Origin of the sequence: Parapusillimonas granuli, assembly GCF_013416525.1 — a bacterium.
Taxonomy (GTDB): domain Bacteria; phylum Pseudomonadota; class Gammaproteobacteria; order Burkholderiales; family Burkholderiaceae_B; genus Parapusillimonas; species Parapusillimonas granuli.
Genome location: NZ_JACCEM010000004.1, coordinates 439,859 through 459,894, shown reverse-complemented (window position 1 = coordinate 459,894; position 20,036 = coordinate 439,859). Strand labels below are relative to the sequence as shown.

At 66.2% G+C, this 20,036-nt stretch carries 16 protein-coding genes; 7 read left to right on the top strand and 9 right to left on the bottom strand.

Annotation, left to right across the window (positions count from 1 at the left end; translation table 11 throughout):
• Window positions 1-30: 30 nt before the first annotated feature.
• Genes H0A72_RS09795 through H0A72_RS09770 form a run of 6 tightly spaced genes read right to left on the bottom strand, consistent with a single transcriptional unit; the run spans window position 31 to window position 4,865 of the window.
• Window positions 31-864, bottom strand: coding sequence for an ABC transporter permease (locus H0A72_RS09795; protein WP_180154881.1), 834 nt, complete (start codon window positions 862-864; stop codon window positions 31-33).
• A gap of 18 nt (window positions 865-882) precedes the next feature.
• Entirely contained in the window at window positions 883-2,085 is a 1,203-nt protein-coding gene (locus H0A72_RS09790; protein WP_180154880.1) for an ABC transporter substrate-binding protein, read from the bottom strand.
• A gap of 28 nt (window positions 2,086-2,113) precedes the next feature.
• Window positions 2,114-2,938 carry an ABC transporter ATP-binding protein gene (locus H0A72_RS09785; protein ID WP_180154932.1) on the bottom strand — a complete coding sequence of 275 codons (825 nt, stop codon included), beginning with the start codon at window positions 2,936-2,938 and terminating at the stop codon, window positions 2,114-2,116.
• A 25-nt stretch (window positions 2,939-2,963) separates the two neighbouring features.
• The gene (locus H0A72_RS09780; protein WP_180154879.1) at window positions 2,964-3,131 is read right to left on the bottom strand and encodes a rubredoxin; all 168 of its coding nucleotides are present in this window, start codon (window positions 3,129-3,131) and stop codon (window positions 2,964-2,966) included.
• Window positions 3,128-4,252, bottom strand: a complete 1,125-nt coding sequence (locus H0A72_RS09775) for an acyl-CoA dehydrogenase family protein (protein ID WP_180154878.1) — start codon at window positions 4,250-4,252, stop codon at window positions 3,128-3,130. The genes H0A72_RS09780 and H0A72_RS09775 overlap by 4 nt, the downstream gene beginning before the upstream one ends.
• Window positions 4,253-4,298: 46 nt before the next feature.
• The gene (locus tag H0A72_RS09770) at window positions 4,299-4,865 is read right to left on the bottom strand and encodes a carboxymuconolactone decarboxylase family protein (RefSeq protein ID WP_180154877.1); all 567 of its coding nucleotides are present in this window, start codon (window positions 4,863-4,865) and stop codon (window positions 4,299-4,301) included.
• 167 nt (window positions 4,866-5,032) lie between these two features.
• Between H0A72_RS09770 and trhA the strand changes: the two genes are divergently transcribed.
• Window positions 5,033-5,653, top strand: coding sequence for a PAQR family membrane homeostasis protein TrhA (trhA, locus tag H0A72_RS09765; protein WP_180154876.1), 621 nt, complete (start codon window positions 5,033-5,035; stop codon window positions 5,651-5,653).
• Between the two features lies 1 nt (window position 5,654).
• On the opposite strand, the gene H0A72_RS09760 is transcribed toward trhA, so the two are convergent.
• The 3 genes from H0A72_RS09760 to H0A72_RS09750 all read right to left on the bottom strand — a co-directional run bounded on the left by H0A72_RS09760 (window position 5,655) and on the right by H0A72_RS09750 (window position 9,160).
• Complete coding sequence (locus tag H0A72_RS09760) at window positions 5,655-6,563, bottom strand: cation diffusion facilitator family transporter (RefSeq protein ID WP_180154931.1); 909 nt, start codon at window positions 6,561-6,563, stop codon at window positions 5,655-5,657.
• A 69-nt stretch (window positions 6,564-6,632) separates the two neighbouring features.
• Window positions 6,633-8,696 (bottom strand): methionine--tRNA ligase, encoded by a 2,064-nt coding sequence (gene metG / locus H0A72_RS09755; protein WP_180154875.1) that lies wholly within the window; start codon window positions 8,694-8,696, stop codon window positions 6,633-6,635.
• A gap of 215 nt (window positions 8,697-8,911) precedes the next feature.
• The gene (locus H0A72_RS09750) at window positions 8,912-9,160 is read right to left on the bottom strand and encodes a hypothetical protein (protein WP_180154874.1); all 249 of its coding nucleotides are present in this window, start codon (window positions 9,158-9,160) and stop codon (window positions 8,912-8,914) included.
• A gap of 91 nt (window positions 9,161-9,251) precedes the next feature.
• Between H0A72_RS09750 and apbC the strand changes: the two genes are divergently transcribed.
• The 6 genes from apbC to H0A72_RS09720 all read left to right on the top strand — a co-directional run bounded on the left by apbC (window position 9,252) and on the right by H0A72_RS09720 (window position 19,993).
• On the top strand, window positions 9,252-10,337 hold the full coding sequence (apbC, locus tag H0A72_RS09745) for an iron-sulfur cluster carrier protein ApbC (RefSeq protein ID WP_180154873.1): 1,086 nt from the start codon (window positions 9,252-9,254) through the stop codon (window positions 10,335-10,337).
• A gap of 4 nt (window positions 10,338-10,341) precedes the next feature.
• Complete coding sequence (locus H0A72_RS09740; RefSeq protein ID WP_180154872.1) at window positions 10,342-12,114, top strand: autotransporter assembly complex protein TamA; 1,773 nt, start codon at window positions 10,342-10,344, stop codon at window positions 12,112-12,114.
• Between the two features lie 8 nt (window positions 12,115-12,122).
• Window positions 12,123-15,752, top strand: a complete 3,630-nt coding sequence (locus H0A72_RS09735) for a translocation/assembly module TamB domain-containing protein (protein WP_180154871.1) — start codon at window positions 12,123-12,125, stop codon at window positions 15,750-15,752.
• Between the two features lie 76 nt (window positions 15,753-15,828).
• Window positions 15,829-16,392 carry a dCTP deaminase gene (gene dcd / locus H0A72_RS09730; RefSeq protein WP_180154870.1) on the top strand — a complete coding sequence of 188 codons (564 nt, stop codon included), beginning with the start codon at window positions 15,829-15,831 and terminating at the stop codon, window positions 16,390-16,392.
• An 87-nt stretch (window positions 16,393-16,479) separates the two neighbouring features.
• Window positions 16,480-18,741, top strand: coding sequence for an arginine/lysine/ornithine decarboxylase (locus H0A72_RS09725; RefSeq protein WP_180154869.1), 2,262 nt, complete (start codon window positions 16,480-16,482; stop codon window positions 18,739-18,741).
• 13 nt (window positions 18,742-18,754) lie between these two features.
• Window positions 18,755-19,993, top strand: coding sequence for a BaiN/RdsA family NAD(P)/FAD-dependent oxidoreductase (locus H0A72_RS09720; RefSeq protein WP_180154868.1), 1,239 nt, complete (start codon window positions 18,755-18,757; stop codon window positions 19,991-19,993).
• Window positions 19,994-20,036 lie beyond the last annotated feature (43 nt).

Genomic DNA, 20,036 nt, shown 5'->3' with positions numbered 1-20,036 from the left:
CCGCCCGGACCGCAGCCGCGGTCCGGCGCTTTAACGGGCGCCGCGCGACCAGTGGCGGTAGGCGCGCTGCGCCAGCCCGTCCAGCAGGAAGCCCAGGGCGCCGATCAGGACGATCACGGCCATGAGCTCGGAATAGGCCAAGCGGTCGCGGGTGTCGAGTATGTAGTAGCCCAGCCCGGAACTCACGCCCAGCATCTCGCAGGGAACGAGCACGATCCATATTATGCCGATGGCCAGCCGCACGCCGGTCAGCACATTGCCCAGGATGCCGGGCACGACGATGCGGAACAGGACCTCGCGGCGCGTGGCGCTCAGGCTCTTGGCCAGCATCAGCCATTTCGGATCCAACTGGCGCACGCCGGCGGCTGTGTTCAGCATGATGGGCCAGACGGCGGCGAAGGTCAGCAGGAAATAAATGGGCGCGTCGCCGATGCCGAAGACCATGACGGCGATGGGCATCCAGGACAGGGGGGAAATCATGCGCAGGAACTGGAAGGCCGTGCCGCTGGCGTTCTCCAGCGTCCGGGATCCGCCCACCGCCAGCCCCACCGGCACGCCGATGAGCAGCGCCAGGGCCAGCCCCACCAGCACGCGCTGCAGGCTCATCGCCGTATGGCTGGTGAGCTGGCCGGTGCTCACCAGCTCGTACAGGCTCTGGAAAGTGGCGCCCGGCGCAAGCGAGGCCGCCAGGGGCAGGCCGCCCGCCAGGAAATGGGTTCCCGCGGCCCAGAGCGCCAGCAGCACCGCCACGCCGCTCAGGGCGTAGGCCTGTTGCGCATTCAGGCCGAGCCGGCGCAGGGGCTGGAAGATCGATCCGGGATCGGGCCGGGCGATGCCGGCATTTTGGGCATGGGTCGAGCGCATGGGCTTGTCCAGTCTGTGTCAGAGGGTGATGGTTTCTTCGCGGGTGAACGAGTCCGGCAGGCCGAAAGCGGCGGGCCCGCCGTTGGCCAGGATGGCCTGCTTCACATATCGGTCGTCCACCAGGTCGCGCGCCACGAAGGCGGGATCCAGCTCCTTCAGGAAGGCGTTCTGGCCGGACACCAGCGTCGTCTTGAGCTTGCGGATGAGTTCTTCGGTATAGCTGGGATAGGGATACGGCTGGAAGTCGATGCGCTTTTCCTTCCAGTCCTTGTTGACGATGGCGCCCGTGCTTTCGTAGTGGGCGGCGTCCATGCGTTCAGGTTCCAGGACGCTGGCCAGGGCTTCGTAAGTATGCGGCGTGTACTTCTGGGGATTGTCGCGCGACAGGATGCGGGCCGTTTCCTGGCGATTGTCCTGTATCCAGGCTTGTGCGCGCACGATGCCGTTCACGACTTTCTGCGACCATTCGGGCCGCTGGTCCAGGTCCTGCTCGTGCATCAGCACGACGCAGCAGGCATGGTCCTTCCAGACATCGCCGGTGAACCGGAGGATCTTTCCGACCTTGAGCGCTTCGGCGTTGGCATTGAAGGGCTCGGCCACTGTATAGCCCGCGATCTGCTTGTTGGCCAGGGCGGGCACCATGTCCGAAGGCGCCATGACCACCAGCTTCACCTGCGTCGGGCCGGGATTGCCGTCGCTGATCGGCTCCAGGCCCTGGCTTTTGAGCAGGTGCTGCAGCACGATGTTGTGCAGCGAATACCAGAAGGGGATGGCGACGGTGGTGCCGCCCAGATCGGTGATGCGGCCGATGTGCGGCTGTACCGTCAGGCCCGAGCCCGACATGTGATTCCATGCGACCACTTTGGCGGGCGAGCGGCTGCCGTAGCGCGCCCATACGGTCATGGGGGACAGCAGATGCACGGCATTGACCTGTCCGGCAAGAAAGGCTTCCACGATTTGCGCCCAGCTGCGAAAGAGCCGCGGCTTTTCCACGCGCAGGCCTTCCTGCTCGAACAGCCCGTTGTGGTGGGCGACCAGCAGCGGCGTGGCATCCGTGATCGGAAGGTAGCCGATGCGCAGCGGGGCGTCCGGCTCGGCCGCGCGGGCGGCCTGCGCCGATTGCAGCAGGGGAAGGGCGCCCGCCGCGGAGAACAGGGCGGACAATTTCAGGAATTGGCGCCGGGCCTGGCGGGTGGCTTTGAAATCGCCGAAGTCAGTCATGCAATGCTCCTGGGGAGGTGCTGCGGCGCTATGCCGCGGTTTCGATGCTTGCCGCCGGGTTGCGGGCATGTTCGGATGGCGCCGCCCGGCGGTGCTCGCGCAGCAGCTTCATGATTTCCAGGCGTATCCGGCTCAGTTCTGGGGAAAGCGGGTCTCGGGGATGCTCGGCGCTCATCGCCCATTCGCCTATCCGGCGGCCGGGGCTGTCGCCGATCAGCACGATGCGGTCCGCCAGGATCATGGCTTCGTCGATGTCATGCGTGACCAGGACGGCCGCCGTGCCGTGACGGGCGGTGATCTTCTGCAGCAGGGCCTGCATGTCGCCGCGGGTGATTTCATCCAGCGCGCTGAACGGTTCGTCGAGCAGCAGGATCTCCGGCTGCCTGGCCAGGCTGCGCGCAAGCGCGGCGCGCTGGGCCATGCCGCCGGACAGTTCCGCAGGGTAGCGTCCGCCGGCGCCGCGCAGGCCCACTTCGTCGATGGCCGCATGCACTCTTGCCGGTTTCTCGCCATGGGCCAGGTCGGGCTGATGCTTGAAGTCCAGGCCGAACGCCACGTTCTCTTCGAGAGTCAGCCAGGGCAGGAGGCAAGGGTCCTGGAAGACGAAGCTGGAGCGCGGATGCGGCCCGCGCAGGGGTTCGTCCCGGATCCGCACGCTGCCGCGGTCGGCCTGCTGCAAGCCGGCCAGCACGCGCAGCAGCGAGGACTTGCCCACACCGCTGGGCCCGAGAACGGCGATGACTTCGCCCGGCATCAGGCGTAGCGAAAAATTGCGCAACACCGTATGCGGAGCCGCGCCCGGGCGCTGGTAGCTCAGCTGGATGTCGTCGGCCTCCAGAATGGCGGCGGCCATGGCGTTCGCTGCGGAATTCATGTCGTCAGTCCGGCAATAGATAGAAGTCGGCCTTGGTCACGCCGCAATCGGGGCATACCCAGTCGTCGGGTATGTCTTCGAAGCGGGTGCCGGCGGCGATGCCGTGTTCGGGCATGCCGGCCGCTTCGTCGTAGATCATGCCGCAAGGGCCGCACATCCATTGCCGGCTCATGCTGCCTGGGCCTCCGCGGCGGCCTGCTCGAGCGCGTGGATTTCCTTGCGCAAATGCTTGAGCGCCGGCGTGACGATGGCCACGAACACTGCTTCGCGCAGGCGGCGCTGCGCCGGGTGGCGCATGAGATAGCCTTTCGCGCCGGCATGCAGCACGGCCGAATTCGCCGCCCGCAAGGTGAGCTCCGATGCGGCCAGGCGCAGGCGCAGCACGTCGATCAGGGCGGCGCCGCCTTCGTCCGCCTGAGCGGCCAGGCGCCGGGCGCTGGCTTTCAGCGCGGCGGCTTCGTTTGCCAGCGCATCGCCCTGGTCGTCCAGGAACTGGTTGACGTGGGCGCCCGCGACATTGCTTTCGCGTATGATCCGCAGCGAGCCGTCGATCACGCCGAAGCCCATGCCGAGCTGGCCCAGCACGAAGGCGGGCTTGATGCCAGCCATGTAGGCCGGGAACTGCTCGGGATGCGCGAGCACGTCTTCATTTGGGATGCGGACGTCCTTCATGCGGATATTGAGCGTTTGCGTGCCCGCCAGCCCGGCGAAATCGGGGCAGGGGTGCAGGCTGACGCCCGCGGCGTCGCCATGCGCGGCGAACATCACATAGCCGCCGCCCTCGACCGACGCCGCGACGATGGCGAGATGCGAGTCTCCGACATTCGACACCCAGGGCAGGGAGCCGGACACCACGTAGCCGTCGGCTTGCCGCCGCGCCTTCAGGTGTATGTTCTCGATGCCGGCCAGATGCTTGACGGTGTTGGACATGCCGGTGCCGGCCAGCCTTTCCCCCGTGGCGACCGCGCGCAGGTAGCGCGTGCGTACGGCTTCGTTCGGCGAACCGAGCAGGTAGAGGGCGCAAGTGCTTTGGCACCATGCGAGGAAGGCGGTGGAGCCGCACTCGCGGCCGACTTCGCTGATGACGTCGATCTGCGGGCCCAGCCCCAATGCAAGCCCGCCATGGGCCTTGGGCACGGCCGCCGCGAAGCCGCCGGCGCCGGCCAGCTTGCGCAGGAATTCGATGGGGTAGCGTCCCTCCTGGTCCACCGCGGAGGTAATGGGAGCGAGATCCGTCTTGATCAGCGCCGCGACGGCGCCGATCAGCGTATCGGCCTGGTTTGTCGTAGTCATGGCTAGGGCCTGTCAACGCAAGGAAAAGAGAGCCGGCATCGGCCGATCAGGCGAATGCGCTGAGCTCGGGATTGGCGTAAGCTTGCAGTTCGGGATTGATGGGGGTTTGCGCCAGGCTGTTGGCGTAGTTGCACAAGGTGGCCAGGCTCACACCCAGCACGACCTCCAGCGCTTGCTGGTCGCCATAGCCGGCGGCGCGGAACGCGGCCAGGTCGTCATCGGACACCTGGCCTTTTTTCTCGATGACGGCAACGCTGAAGCGGGCCAGGGCGTCGAGCTTGGGGTCCTCGAGGGCTTCGAGCCTGCGCAGCGCATCGACCACGGCTTCCGGCATCTGCAGCTTTTTCAGGGACAGCTTGGTGTGCCCGGCGACACAGAAGCCGCAGTCGTTGAGCGTGGCGGCCGTGATCTGGACGACCTCGCGTTCGGCGGGGCTGAGGCTGTTGCGGCCATTGATGGCGCTTACCACCTGGTAGGTCTCCAGGGCGGTGGGAGCATTGGCCAATACACCGATGAGGTTGGGCAGGAAACCGTTGGCTTTGTGGGCGGCCTCGACGCGCTCGCGAGCGGCTTCGGGGGCGGTATCTATGGTGTGGATAGTAAGACGGCTCATCGATATACCTGTTCAGAATAAAGGGGATGCCTTGGAGTCTAGTGAAAAGCCCTCATGAACAGAACGAATAAAACCGAATAAGCATATTTCCGGTGTGGTCATGTGCTTATTACCCGGAAAATACCTTCATAGTGAAGGTTTTATCGATTTCATCCGGAGCGCAATGCATGTGGCCTGAAGGCGAACGTTTCAACAGCTGGACACATCTGGCAGGCGCGGTGGTCGCGCTGGCGGGCGGCGTCGTCCTGATCGTGCAGGGCGCGCTGGCGGGCGACCCCTGGAAGGTCGTGAGCTTCAGCATCTACGGCGCCATGCTGCTGTGGCTGTACCTGGCCTCCACTCTTTATCACGGCCTGCGCGGCCGCGCCAAGCGCATCTGGTGCAAGTTCGACCATTGCGCCATCTATCTATTGATCGCCGGCAGCTATACGCCTTTTGCGCTGGTCAGCCTGCGCGGCGCGTGGGGCTGGTCGCTGTTCGGCACCGTGTGGGGCCTGGCCCTGCTGGGCATCGTGCAGGAGATCTGGCTCGCCCGCGGCCTGCGCATATTTTCATTGGTGCTGTATGTGGCCATGGGCTGGCTGGCCCTCATCGCGGTGGTGCCGCTGATCGATGCGCTGACCTGGGAAGGCTTTCGCTGGCTGGCGCTGGGCGGCCTGGTTTACACGGGCGGCATCGTCTTCTACGCCACGGACGAAAAATGGGCCTATGGGCACGGCGTGTGGCATCTGTTCGTGCTGGGGGGCAGCGCCTGCCACTACTTCACGGTGCTGGAATACGTCGCCTGATTCAGCGCGGCGGGGGGCCGGATTCATCCACGCCGGCGCCGACCGGGTCTGGCCCGACCGGGTCTATCCCGACCGGGTCTATCCTGACGGGATCGAAATGCGTGGTGACGTCCAGCACGGGCTCGTGCTCCATGACGCGCCGGCGCGCCTCGACGGCGATGGCGTGGCCTTCTTCTATGGTCAGCCGGCCGTCCATTTCCAGGTCCACTTCGACCCAGATCATGTCGCCCATCTTGCGGGTCTTCAGGCCGTGCACATTGTGCACGCCGGGCGTGGTGATCAGGTGCCGCCGTATTCTTTCCTCGGTCTGGTCGTCGACCGCCGCGTCGGTCAAGTCGTTGAAGGCGCTGTAGAAGAACTTCCAGCCCATGCGTATGATCATCAGGCCGACGACGAGGGCGGCCAGCGGATCGGCGAGATGGAAGCCGGCGAGATTCGCGACGATGCCGATGGCCACGACCAGGGAGGAAGCGGCGTCCGACCGGGCGTGCCAGGCGTTGGCGGCCAGCATGGACGAGCGCACGCGCCGCGCCACCCGTAGCAGATAGCGGAACAGGAGTTCTTTGCCGAGCAGGGTGAGCAGGGCGATGGCCAGCGCGATGCCGTGCACTTCGGGAATGTCGGCGGGCGTTTGCAGCGTGGTGAAGCTGGACCACAGCATGCCCGCGCCCACCGCCAGCAGCATGGCGCCGACGGCCAGGGAGGCCGCGGTCTCGAAGCGGTGATGGCCGTAGGGATGCTCGGCGTCGGGCGCTTTCTGGCTATGCCGGTTGGCAAACAGGACGACGCCGTCCGAAAGCAGATCGGACAGAGAATGCAGGGCGTCGGCCACCAGCGCCTGCGAGTGGGCGAACAGGCCGACGGAAAACTGCACCGCGGTCAGCAGCACATTGACCAGGACGCTGACCATGGTGCTGCGGTATCCGGCCGCCTGGCGATCGGGGTCGACGCGTATCGTGTCCACTGTGCCGGTGTCCGGCTAACTGATGCGCATGCCCGGCCGGGCTCCGGGCCAGGGTTGCAGGATGTAGATGCCGGCGTCGACGCTTTCATCGTTGTGGCTGGCCGCCAGCACCATGCCCTCGGACAGGCCGAAACGCATTTTGCGCGGCGCCAGATTCGCCACGACGACGGTCAGCTTGTCTTTCAGGTCGGTGGGCGAATACGAGGACTTGATGCCCGAGAACACCTGGCGGTGCCGGCCTTCGCCGACGTCCAGCGTCAGGCGCAGCAGCTTGTCCGAGCCGTCGACTTCCTGGCAGTCGACGATGCGCGCGATGCGCAGGTCGACCTTGGCGAAGTCCTTGATGTCTATGGTTTCCGCCAGCGCTTCGCCGCCGGGCATGGGTACGGGTTCGGCGGGCGGCTCGAAGAGGTCGTCCAGCATCTTGGGTTCCACGCGCTGCATCAGGTGCTTGAAGGGCGCGATGCGCTGGGGCAGGGCCGTGGCGTCGGGCCATTGATAGGCGGCGCCGGCGCCGAACAGGTCTGTTGCCACCCTGGCGGACAGGACGGGCAGCACGGGGGCCAGCATGACGGAAAGCGCCTTGAAGCCGGCCAGGGCGCGCGAGCAGACGTCTTGCAGCGCGGCCTTTTGATCTTCGGTGGCGGTGCTTATGCCCTTGGCCATGACCCAGGGCTGAGCCGCGTCGAAGGCCTGGTTGATGACGTCGGCGTGGGCCATGATCTGCCGGATGGCGCGGCCGTATTCCCGGTTCTCGAAATCCTGGCGGACCTTGTCGGCGACTTGCGCCAGTTCCCGGGCAAGCGCCTGGGTGTCGCCCAGATAGGCGAGCCTGCCGTCGAAATGCTTGCTGATGAAGTTGGCCGCGCGGCTGGCGATGTTCACGTACTTGCCGATGAGGTCGCTGTTGACGCGGGCGATGAAGTCATCGGGGTTGAAGTCCAGGTCTTCGACGTGCGAATTGAGCTTGGCGGCGATGTAGTAGCGCAGCCATTCCGGATTCATGCCGATTTCCAGGTAGCGCAGCGGCGAGATGCCGGTGCCGCGGCTCTTGGACATTTTCTCGCCGCTGACGGTGATGAAACCATGCACGTGCAGGCCGTCGGGCGTCTTCAGGCCGGAGAACCGCAGCATCGCCGGCCAGAACAAGGCGTGGAAGTACACGATGTCCTTGCCGATGAAGTGGAATTGCTCGGTGTCGCCTTGGGGATCCAGCAGCGCGTCGAAATCCAGGCCTTTTTTATTGCAATAGGCCTTGAGCGATGCCAGGTAGCCCACCGGCGCGTCCAGCCACACATAGAAATACTTGCCCGGCGCGTCCGGGATGGGAATGCCGAAATAGGGCTCATCGCGCGAGATGTCCCAGTCGGCCAGCTTGGCTTCGCCGTCGGTGCCGAGCCATTCGCGGGTCTTGGCCAGGACCTCCGCCTGCAGGCGCTTGCCGCCGCTGCGATTGGCGCCGGTGGTCCAGTCCTGCAGGAAGGCCACGCAGCGCGGGTCCGACAGCTTGAAGAAAAAGTGTTCCGACGACTTGAGCACCGGCGTTGCCTGGGTCAGCGTGGAATACGGGTTGATCAGCTCGGTGGGCGCATAGACGGCGCTACAGGCTTCGCAGGAGTCGCCGTACTGGTCCTTGGCATGGCAGCGCGGGCATTCGCCCTTGATGTAGCGGTCGGGCAGGAACATGCCTTTGACCGGATCGTAGAATTGCTCGATGGTCCGGGTTTCGATGAAGCCCGCCGCCTTGAGGCGGCGATAGATGCCTTGCGAGAGCTCTATGTTTTCAGGCGTGTCGGTGGAATGCCAGTGGTCGAACTCGATGTGGAAGCCGTTCAGGTATTGCGGGCGTTCGGCGGCATAGCGCGCCACCAGCGCCTGGGGAGTGATGCCCTCGCTTTCGGCTTTCAGCATGATGGGCGCGCCGTGGGCGTCGTCGGCGCCCACGAAATGCACGGTGTGGCCCGACATTCGCATCGACCGTACCCAGATATCAGCCTGGATGTATTCCATGATGTGACCGATATGAAACGAGCCGTTGGCGTATGGCAGTGCCGTGGTGACAAAAATCGTGCGCGACATGTGAAAGAAGATTCAAGAGGTGAACGGGAGGGATGAAAGGCGATTTTAGGGCTTTCCCAGACACCTTGCTTGAACCGGGTCCATGATGGGCGGACCCCTGCGGAGCCCGGCGCCGGCCCGGCGCTGCTTCCAGCGGTGTGTAATTGTTAAGTTTCGTTTACGCGCCGCCTATTGCGCGGCGCGCTGGGGGTATGATAGGCGGGCATTGCGCCCCGTTAGGGGATTTCCCGCATTTCGACATCCGTGACGTCTTTGGTGTTGAACGCGGCCTTGCCACCGGCGGGGCGGCGGCGCTCTTCCCAGTAGGCCCGTACACCGAACGGACGCCCCTTGACGCGGGCGACGACGTACAGGATGGCCACGGCGATGGCGGTGGAAACCATGAAAACGAATGCCATGATCATGCCGAAGATCGCCAGCACGAAAAACAGCACGCCACGGATAATTTGATTAAATGTATTCATCTTGTTTACGTAGACCCCTTTCGGGGAAAATAATTCCCTCAATCCGCTATTCTTAAGGCTTGATGCAATTTTGACGCAAGGGCCTATCGATATGAGCTTAAATCCTGAACAGGTGCTTTCCGCGCTGTCTGAAGTCACAGACCCCGGCACGAAGAAAAAGTTGCCGGTCACGGCCAAGAATACCGGAATCGAGATCGAGGGCGATACTGCAAGTATCACTGTACCCCTCGGTTATCCATTGCACAATGGGGAAGAGGAATTGAGGAAACGTATTGAAACGGCTCTGGCCCGCTTCGGCGCCAAGCTGGGGGCGCTCAAAATGGTCAGCAAGGTGGAGACCCACGCGGTACAGCAAGGCCTGCGGCCCTTGCCCGGCGTGCGCAACATCATTGCGGTGGCGTCGGGCAAGGGCGGCGTGGGCAAGAGCACCACGGCGGTGAACGTGGCCCTGGCGCTTGCGGCCCAGGGCGCGCGCGTGGGCCTGGTCGACGCCGACATCTACGGGCCCAGCGTCCCCATCATGCTCGGGCTGTCCGGCCGCCCCCGCATCCTGGACGACAAGCGCATGGAACCGCTGACCGGCCACGGCCTGCAGGCCAATTCCATCGGCTTCCTGATCGACAGCGACGCGCCCGCCATCTGGCGCGGCCCCATGGCCACCCAGGCCCTGCTGCAACTGGTCACGCTCACCGCCTGGTCCGACCTGGACTACCTGATCGTCGACATGCCCCCCGGTACCGGCGACATCGCGCTGACGCTGGCGCAGAAAGTCCCTCTCACCGGCGCGGTCATCGTCACCACCCCGCAGGACCTGGCGCTCGCCGACGCCTTGAAGGGCCTGAAGATGTTCCAGAAGGTGAATGTGCCGGTGCTGGGCATCGTCGAGAACATGTCGGTGCACATCTGCACCAACTGCGGCCATGCCGAGCCCATTTTCGGCGAGCACGGCGGGCGCAACCTGGCCGCGGAACAGAACCTGCCCTGGCTGGGCTCCCTGCCTTTGCAGCTCAGCATCCGCACCCAAACCGATTCCGGCAGGCCCACGGTGGTGGCCGAACCCAACGGCGAGGCCGCCGCCGCCTACCATGAAATCGCGCAGCGCATGGCCGTCAATGTCGCTTCGCTGCCGCGCGACATGTCCGGCAAGATTCCCACGGTCGTTGCCAGGAAGACGTGACTGAATGAGGGTAGGCGCGGCTTGTCTGTCGATATTCCTGGGTGTTGCCTTCCAGGCGCGGGCCGATCGCCCGGAAGTGATCATCGATCCCGGCGGTGTGCCGCCGGCGGCCCTCTCGGCCATCAACGGCGCGGTGGAGGCCATTACCCGCCTGGCGGAAGACCAGGACGGGGGCGAAGTCTCGCGCTTGCGGCGCCGGGCCCATGAAGCGACGCTGTCCGCCCTGGAAACCCAGGGGTATTTCTCGCCGCGCGTCACGCTCGAAGTCGGCGAGGATTTCGCGGGCGAATCCTGGGACATCACGATCGAGCCCGGGCCCATCACCCACGTGAGCGAAGTCGCCCTGGATTTCAAAGGGCAGATCACGCGCCCCGAATTCAGCGGCCGCATCGAGAGCCTGCGCGAGCAATGGCCGCTGAAAGAAGGCCGGCCGTTCATCAATTCGGATTGGAGCGGCGCCAAGGCGGGGCTGCTGGACGGCGTCAGCCGCAAGGATTTCTATTTCGCGCGCTTGTCCCATAGCCAGGCCACCGTGGACGCCGAATCGGCCAAGGCCGACCTGTCGGTCGAGGTGGAAAGCGGGCCCCGAGTGCGCATGGGCCCCTTGAAAGTGATCGGCCTGAAGCGCGTGCCGCGGGATCTCATCGAGCGCTATGTCCGGTACGAGCCGGGCGACCCCTACGACCAGGATCGGCTGGACGACTGGCAGCAGGCGCTGCAGACCACCGAGTTCTTTCGCGGCGCCTTCGTCACCCTGGATCCGGATGCCGCGACGCGCAGGGAACTGCCCGGCGAGGAAGTGGAATTGCCGCTGCGCGTCCAGGTATCGGAAGCGCCGGCGCGCCGCGTCACCACGTCCATCGGCGTGGACAGCGACCACGGCCTGCGGGTGGAAGGCCTGTACCGGCAGAACGTGGTGTTCGGCCGCGCGGTCTCGATAGAGACCGGGGCGGGCATCGACAAGGACCGGCAGCGCGCCTTCTTCGACGTGCACCTGCCGCCCACCTACAAGGGCTACAAAGACAGCGTGGGCGTGCTGTTCGAGCATTCCGACATCGAAGGGCTGGACAACCGGCGCGTGGGACTGGGCTGGAAGCGGCGCCAGGAGCGCAAGGCCGCGGGCGACAGCCGCGTCGAATACGAAACGCAATGGGGCCTCGTCGCGGCCCATGACCGCACCCGCATCAGCGGCGCGCCCGGCTTCGAAGTGCCGACGCTGGTGGGCACCTGGCAGTGGCTGCGGCGCGACGTGGACAAGAAGTATGATCCGCGTGAGGGCAATCTCGTGGACTTCGGATTGGGGGCGGGGCTCACCCTGGACAAGGGCGAGCCCTTCTACCGGACCAGCCTGCGGGCCCAGCAGTGGTGGCCGATCGGGCCGCGCGACGTGCTCACGCTGCGCGGCGAAGTGGGCAAAGTGTGGTCCCGGACCGACAGGCTGCCCCAGGATTTCGGGTATCGGACCGGGGGCGGGCGCTCCATCCGCGGCTATCGCTACCAGAGCATCGGCCTGCCGCGCGGGGACGCGGTGATCGGCGCCCCCGCGCTGGCCGTCGCGAGCGTGGAATACACGCATTACTTTACCGACATGTTTGGCATGAATGTCTTCATCGACGCCGGCGACGCGGCGGAATCGTTCGGGCGAATGAAGATGCACGTCGGCTATGGCGCCGGCCTGGCCGTGCGCACGCCCGCGGGGCCCTTCTTCGTCGACCTGGCCTATGGCCAGCGCGACAAGCGGTTGCGGCTGCATTTTTCCTTGGGCATCGCATTTTGAGCATCACGATGAAGTGGCTGCGCACACTGAGCATCTGGCTGGGACCCGTGATCATCGTGCTGCTGATGGTGGTCGGGGGCTTCCTGTATTGGGTGCTGGCGTCCACGGCGGGGACGCGCTGGGCGCTGGTCACGGCGGCCCAGCAGTTCGACGGCGAAGTGCGCGGCGTCCGCGGCTCCGTCCTGCGCGGGCTGGACGTCGATCATTTTTCCTTGTCGCTGCCCGACCTGAGCGTGTCCCTGGACGGGCTGCGGCTGCGTGCAACCTGGCAGGAACTGCTGGATCGCAGGCTGCATGTGCGGGAATTGGCGGCGGACGCGGTGAAGGTGGAGCTGGCCGGCGGCGAGGAAGAACCGTCCACCGAGCCCTTCCGGATGCCCGCGCTGCCCTTGCGCGTGGCGATAGACCGGCTCGCGCTGGGCAGTCTCGATCTGCGCCGGGACGGCGAGCCATTGCCGGTCGCCGTTGGCGATCTTGCCGTGTCGGCCTATCTGGACGGCGACGATGCGCGCCTGTTCATCGAAAGCCTGAACATCGGCCACCAGCAGCTCGAGGCGGACTTCGAGGGCGAGGTCCATGCGCTGGCGCTGCGTGATCCCTGGCCGCTGGAGGCGCGCATCGTCACGAAGGCGCGCGGCCTGATCGAGGATTCGCCGCTGTGCGCGCGCCGTTTCGTGCCGACCCTGCCGGCCGCGGAGGAGGGCGCGCCGGGGGAGCCGCCTGCGCCGGGCTGCGCGCTCGAAATAGAGACCACGGCCAAAGGCAGCCTGGACGCGCTGCACGTCGTGTTGAAGGGTTCCGGCCAGGACATGGGCCTGGATGCGGACCTGAATCTGGCGCCGCTCGCGCCTTTCCCGCTCAAGGACGCCGTGGCGCAGTTGCGGCTGGCGGACGGATCCTCCTTGCGGGGCCGGGTGGACTGGCGGACCGGTGTGGCGGATGGCGCCATCCAGGACCGGGTGGAAGGCAGCCTGGACGTCGACCGGCTGAACGTGGGCCGGCTGGTCGGGCCGGCGATCCCCGATGCGGTGCTGACCTTGGCCGCGCGTTTCGACGCCGATCTGCGCGATCACGGCGATTTGCGCGCGGCGAGCCTTGCGCTGGACGTCGGCCAGGGTTCCGTCTGGAACAAGCAGCCCTTGTCCGGCCACGTCAAGGCGCGGCTGGCGCACGCCGGTGCCGCAGCGCCGGCCGCCGGCGCTCCGGCCCAGCCTGCAGACGCATCGGCTCGGCGGGCTCCGGATGCCCCGGCCGCGGCCGGCCTGGACTGGCGGGCCTTCCTGCTGCCCGAGCTGGATGTCGACCTGCGGCTGGGCAAGAATCATGTGAAAAGCCAAGGAGCGCTGGGAGCGAACGAGTCGCGCATCGCGCTGGACGTCCAGGCGCCCGCGCTGGCGGCGTTCTGGCCCGGCCTTCCCGGCGGCGCCCAGGTCAAGGGCGAAGTGGGCGGATCGATGGAGGCGCACAAGGCCGATCTGCGCGCGCAATACACGCCCGCCGACAGCAAGCCGCGGGAAGTGGGTTCGGCGCCGGTGGACGCCCACGTCGTCCTCGAAGGCGGCTGGGGCGAGCTGAAAAGCGCGGCGGAAACGGCGGCGGAAGGCGCGGCCGAAAATCCTCCGGTCCAGGGCTGGACCGGCACGCTGCGCAGCTTGCGCATCGACCACGCGGACCTGGGCGTTCAGCTCCGGACGCCGGCGAAGGCGTCCCTGGCGCCCCAGGCGCAGGCGCCCGACTGGCAATGGCAGCTGGGCGAGACCCGGGTCGACTTCCTGCTGTCCGGCTCCACGGTCTTCACGCTGGCGCACGGCGCCTCACGCGGCCGCGGCACACACTGGGAGACGCGCGGCGACATCGGCCGCCTGGCCCTGACGCCCCGGCTCGTCACCCAGATCACCGAAAAATTCGACCTGCAGAAAAAAGAGGAAAACGACCGGGGCGGGGTGTCGCTGCGCCGGGCTCAGGCCCGCAAAGCCTCTGAGATCGTATTGGCCCTGGGCTGGGACCTGAAGTTCGACGGCGCCTTGCAGGGCCGCGCCCAGGTCCGGCGCATCTCCGGCGACGTCATGGTGCCGGCCGAGCCGCCCTTTCCCCTGGGCCTGGACGACTTGACGCTGGACCTCGCCGCCAAGCGGGAGGGCGAGGCCGTCAGCCGCATCACCGCCGACCTGAAGGTCCGGACGGAGAAAATGGGCCGTGTCGCGGCCACGGCAACGACCTTGCTGCATGCGACGCCCGGCGGCGGCATGCGGATGGAGCCGAAGGACGTCAAGCGGGTGCGCATCGATGCGGACATCGACGACCTGGGCTGGACCAGCGTCTTCCTGGGCGACGCCATGGAGCTGGGCGGGGCGGTCCAGGCGCGGGTCGATCTGGAAAGCCGGCCCGACGGCGGCTGGAACAGCAAGGGCGACATAACGGGACAGAAGCTGCGCGTGATCCGGATCGACGACGGCATCCGCCTGCTGGACGGCACCCTGAAGGCCCGCCTGGACGGCGAGCGCGTGGTGCTGGACACGCTCAGTTTCCCGGCGCTGCTGCGCGTGACGCCCAAGGAATGGCGCACCGCCGAATGGGTGAGCAGCAATCCCGGCGCCAAGGGCGGAAGCCTGGACATCAGCGGCGATTGGAACCTGCTGCAGTCGCGCGGGACGATCGAGGTGGACTTGTACCGCTATCCCATCCTGCAGCGTTCCGACCGCTACGCCATGATGAGCGGCAAGCTGGTCCTGAACGCCGAGCTGCCCAAGATCTCGATCACCGGCAAGCTCACCGCCGACGCGGGCTGGTTCGACCTGGACATGCTGGGCGGCATCCCCACCGTGGACGGCGACGTGGTGGTCATCCGGCCCGGCCAGAAGCGGCAGGAGCCCAGCGCGCCCATGGAGGTCTCCATGGACGTCGAGGTAGACCTGGGGCCGCGCTTCTACCTGACCGGATACGGCGTCAACTCCGGCCTGGTAGGCCAGCTGCGGGTCATCATGGCCGAGGGCCGGCTGAGCGGCATCGGCGCTCTGCGCACGCGCGGCGGCGCCATCGAGACCTACGGCCAGCGCCTGCAGCTGCGCCGGGGCACCATCACCTTCCAGGGCGACATCACGAGCCCGGTGCTGGACATCGAGGCCTTGCGCACCGGCCTGGCCGTCGAGGCGGGCGTCCGGGTGGCGGGCACGGCCAAGCGGCCGCGCATCGACCTGGTATCCTACCCCGCGGTCAGCGAGATCGAGAAATTGTCCTGGCTGCTCTTCGGCCACGGGCCCGACAATGGCGGCGGCGACGTGGCCCTGCTGTTCTCGGTGGGCAGTTCCTTCCTGGGCGACGGCGAGCCCTTCTATCGCAAGTTCGGCATCGACGAAGTCAGCATGCGTTCGGGCGAGCTGGGCGCGGCGGGCAGCATCCTGCCCGTCGAGAGCGTGGTCAGCGGGCTGGACAGCGGCACCAGCGACATCGAGCGCAAGTTCGTGCAGGTCAGCAAGCAGCTGTCGCGCGGCTTCACGGTCAGCATCCAGCAGGCCTTGTCCGATACGGGCACGGTGGGGCGCGTCAGCTATCAACTGGCCCGCGGCCTGACGGCCGAGCTGACGGCCGGCACGGTGAACGGCCTGGCCCTGGTGTATCGCTGGTTTTCAAGGAATTGAGCGGTTTTTATGTATCACCCCATGCACGATCACGTGGTGGCGATAAAATACGCGCCAATGTCATAAGGTAAAGGCCATGAGCATAAAGAGTGATCGTTGGATCCGGCGCACCGCCGGGGGTGGCATGATAGAGCCGTTCGAGCCGGGGCAGGTCCGCTCCGTCGACGGCAAGCGCATCGTCAGTTACGGCACCAGCAGCTACGGCTACGACGTGCGCTGCGCCGACGAGTTCAAGATTTTCACCAACATCAATTCCACCATCGTCGACCCCAAGGCCTTCGACGAAAAGTCCTTCGTGGACTTCAAGGGCGACGTCTGCATCATTCCGCCCAACTCCTTCGCGCTGGCCCGCACGGTCGAGTACTTCCGCATTCCACGCAGCATCCTGACCGTCTGCCTGGGCAAGAGCACCTACGCCCGTTGCGGCATCATCGTCAACGTCACGCCGCTCGAACCGGAATGGGAAGGCCACGTCACGCTGGAGTTTTCCAACACCACGCCGCTGCCGGCCAAGATCTATGCCGGCGAAGGCTGCGCGCAAATGCTGTTCTTCGAAAGCGACGAGGTCTGCGAGACCTCGTATCGGGACCGGGGCGGCAAATACCAGGGACAGCAGGGCGTCACCCTGCCCCGCACCTGATCTCTTGTTGACGCCGGCGGGCACCAGGCTTGCCGGCAGTCTCCGTCCGTCCGTTTCGGATGATCACGCTCCAGGGAGCACCACCCAATGAAATTTCGTTTTCCCATCGTCATCATCGATGAAGACTACCGCTCCGAGAATGCGTCGGGATTCGGTATCCGGGCGCTGGCGGCGGCGATCGAGGCCGAAGGCGTCGAAGTGCTGGGCGTCACCAGCTATGGCGACCTGAGCTCGTTCGCGCAGCAGCAAAGCCGCGCCAGCGCATTCATTCTGTCGATCGACGATGAGGAATTCGACGTCGATTCGCCCGAAGACGTGGCCAACGCCATCAAGAACCTGCGTTCCTTCATCGGCGAACTGCGCTTCCGCAACGCGGAAATCCCCATCTACCTGTACGGTGAGACGCGTACCTCGCAGCACATCCCCAACGACATCCTGCGCGAGCTGCACGGCTTCATCCACATGTTCGAGGACACGCCCGAATTCGTGGCGCGGCACATCATCCGCGAGGCGCGCGCCTACCTGGACGGCCTGGCGCCCCCGTTCTTCCGCGAGCTCGTGAAGTACGCCTCGGACGGCTCCTATTCCTGGCACTGCCCGGGGCACTCGGGCGGAGTGGCCTTCCTGAAGAGCCCGGTCGGGCAGATGTTCCACCAGTTCTTCGGCGAGAACATGCTGCGCGCCGACGTCTGCAATGCCGTCGACGAGCTGGGCCAGCTGCTGGACCACACCGGCCCGGTCGCCGAATCCGAGCTCAACGCCGCGCGCATTTTCCATGCGGACCACTGCTTTTTCGTGACCAACGGCACGTCCACGTCGAACAAGATCGTGTGGCACGCCAACGTGGCGTCCGACGACGTCGTGGTCGTGGACCGCAACTGCCACAAGTCGATTCTGCACGCCATCACCATGACGGGCGCGATCCCGGTGTTCCTGCGGCCCACCCGCAACCACCTGGGCATCATCGGCCCCATTCCGCTGGACGAATTCGACCCCGAGAACATCCGCAGGAAAATCGAGGCCAATCCTTTCGCCCGCAATGCGAAAGACAAGCGCCCCCGCATCCTGACGCTCACGCAGAGCACCTATGACGGCGTGATCTACAACGTGGAGATGATCAAGGAAAAGCTCGGTTCCGAAGTCGACACCCTGCATTTCGACGAGGCCTGGCTGCCGCACGCGGCGTTCCATGACTTCTACAAAGACATGCACGCCATCGGCGAGAACCGCCCGCGCAGCCGGGACGCCATGATTTTCGCGACGCACTCCACGCACAAGCTGCTGGCCGGGCTGTCGCAGGCATCGCAGATCACCGTGCAGGACTCCGAAACCCGCCGGCTGGACCGCAATGTGTTCAACGAAGCCTATCTCATGCACACCTCCACCTCGCCCCAGTACGCCATCATCGCGTCCTGTGACGTGGCGGCGGCGATGATGGAGCCCCCGGGCGGCACGGCGCTGGTCGAGGAAAGCATCAGCGAAGCCATGGACTTCCGCCGCGCGATGCGCAAGGTGGAATCCGAGTTCGGCAAGAACGACTGGTGGTTCAAGGTGTGGGGGCCGAACCGGCTGGTCTCCGACGGCATCGGGAACCGCGACGACTGGGTGCTGCAGTCCGGCGACGAATGGCACGGTTTTGGCGACCTGGCCGAAGACTTCAACATGCTGGACCCCATCAAGGCCACCGTGGTGACCCCGGGGCTGGACATCTCCGGCACCTTCGCCGAAACGGGGATACCCGCCGCGCTGGTGTCCAAATACCTGGCCGAGCACGGCGTCGTCATCGAAAAGACCGGCCTGTACTCGTTTTTCATCCTGTTCACCATCGGCATCACCAAGGGCCGCTGGAACACCCTGCTGACGGCCTTGCAGCAGTTCAAGGACGACTACGACCGCAACCAGCCCATGTGGCGCATCCTGCCCGATTTTTGCAAGGAGCACCCCCGCTACGAGAAAATGGGCTTGCGCACGCTGTGCCAGCAGATCCACGAGGCCTACCGCAAGTATGACCTCGCCCGGCTGACCACCGAGGTCTACCTGAGCGACATGGTGCCCGCCATGAAGCCGTCGGACGCCTACGCCAAGATGGCGCACCGCGAGGCCGAGCGCGTCAGCATCGACGAGCTGGAAGGGCGGGTCACCGGGGTGCTGCTCACGCCTTATCCCCCGGGCATCCCCTTGCTGATCCCCGGCGAGCGTTTCAACCAGCGCATCGTCAACTACCTGCAGTTCGCCCGCGAGTTCAACGCCAAGTTCCCGGGTTTCGAGACCTATGTGCACGGCCTGGCGCAGGACATCGGCCCGGACGGCAAGGAACGCTATTACGTGGACTGCATCAAGGAAGACTGAGGCGGCCGGCGCGATGTTCGACGTCGCCGTGATCGGCGCGGGAGCGGCCGGCATGATGGCGGCCGCCGTCGCGGGCCAGCGCGGCCTGCGCGTGGTGCTGGTCGACCATGCGCGCCGGCTGGCCGAAAAGATACGGATCTCGGGCGGCGGGCGCTGCAATTTCACCAATATCGGCGCCACGCCCGCCAACTTCATTTCCCAGAATCCCGACTTCTGCCGCTCGGCATTGTCGGCCTACACGCCGCGCGACTTCCTGGACCTGGTGCGCAGGCACGGCATCGCCTGGCACGAGAAGCATCGCGGCCAGCTGTTCTGCGATGAGTCCAGCGAAGCCATCATCGACATGCTGCGGCGCGAATGCGATGCCGGCCAGGTATCCTGGCGCATGCCTTGCGCTGTGCGCGAGGTCATGCGCGATGCGGACGGGTTTCGCCTGGCCACCGACCAGGGCCCCATCGCGGCGCGGCGGCTGGTCCTGGCCACGGGCGGGATGGCGATCCCGCAACTGGGGGCGACGGATTTCGCGCTGGGCGTTGCGCGCCGGTTCGGCTTGAAAGTGGTGGAGCCTCGCCCCGCGCTGGTTCCCCTGACTTTCGATCCGGCGTCCTGGGCGCCGTTCGCCGAGCTGAGCGGCGTGGCGCTGGAAGTCTCGGTGCGCTGCGCAAGCGAAGGCGGCAAGGCGGCGCCCGGCAAGCGGCGCGGCCCGGCTCCCGCCGTGTTCATCGAGGACTTGCTGTTCACCCATCGGGGCCTGTCGGGTCCGGCGATCCTGCAGATTTCCAGCTACTGGAATCCCGGTGAGGCCATACACATCGATCTGGCCCACGGGCGCGACCTGGAGCGCGGCCTGCTGGACGCCAAGCCGGGCAGCCGGCAGCAGCTGGGCACGGCGCTGGCCGGGCTGTGGCCCAAGCGGCTGGCGGAGCAGCTGCTCGCCACGCTGGACCCGGAGGCGCCCGACCTGGCTGCGCGCCGCCTGGCCGACGTGCCGGACAAGACGCTGCGCCGTCTGGCCTCGCGCATCCACGACTGGGCGCTCGTGCCCAGCGGCACGGCCGGCTACAAAAAGGCCGAGGTCATGCGCGGCGGGGTGGACACGCGCGGCCTGAATCAGAAAACCATGGAGGCGCGCGCCGTGCCGGGCCTGTACTTCATCGGCGAAGCGGTCGACGTCACCGGCTGGCTGGGGGGCTACAACTTCCAGTGGGCCTGGGCCTCGGGCGTGGCTTGCGGGCGGGCGCTAGAGGTATGATGGGCGGCCCGGCCCCGGGGCCGCCGCCGGAAGAAATCGCTTT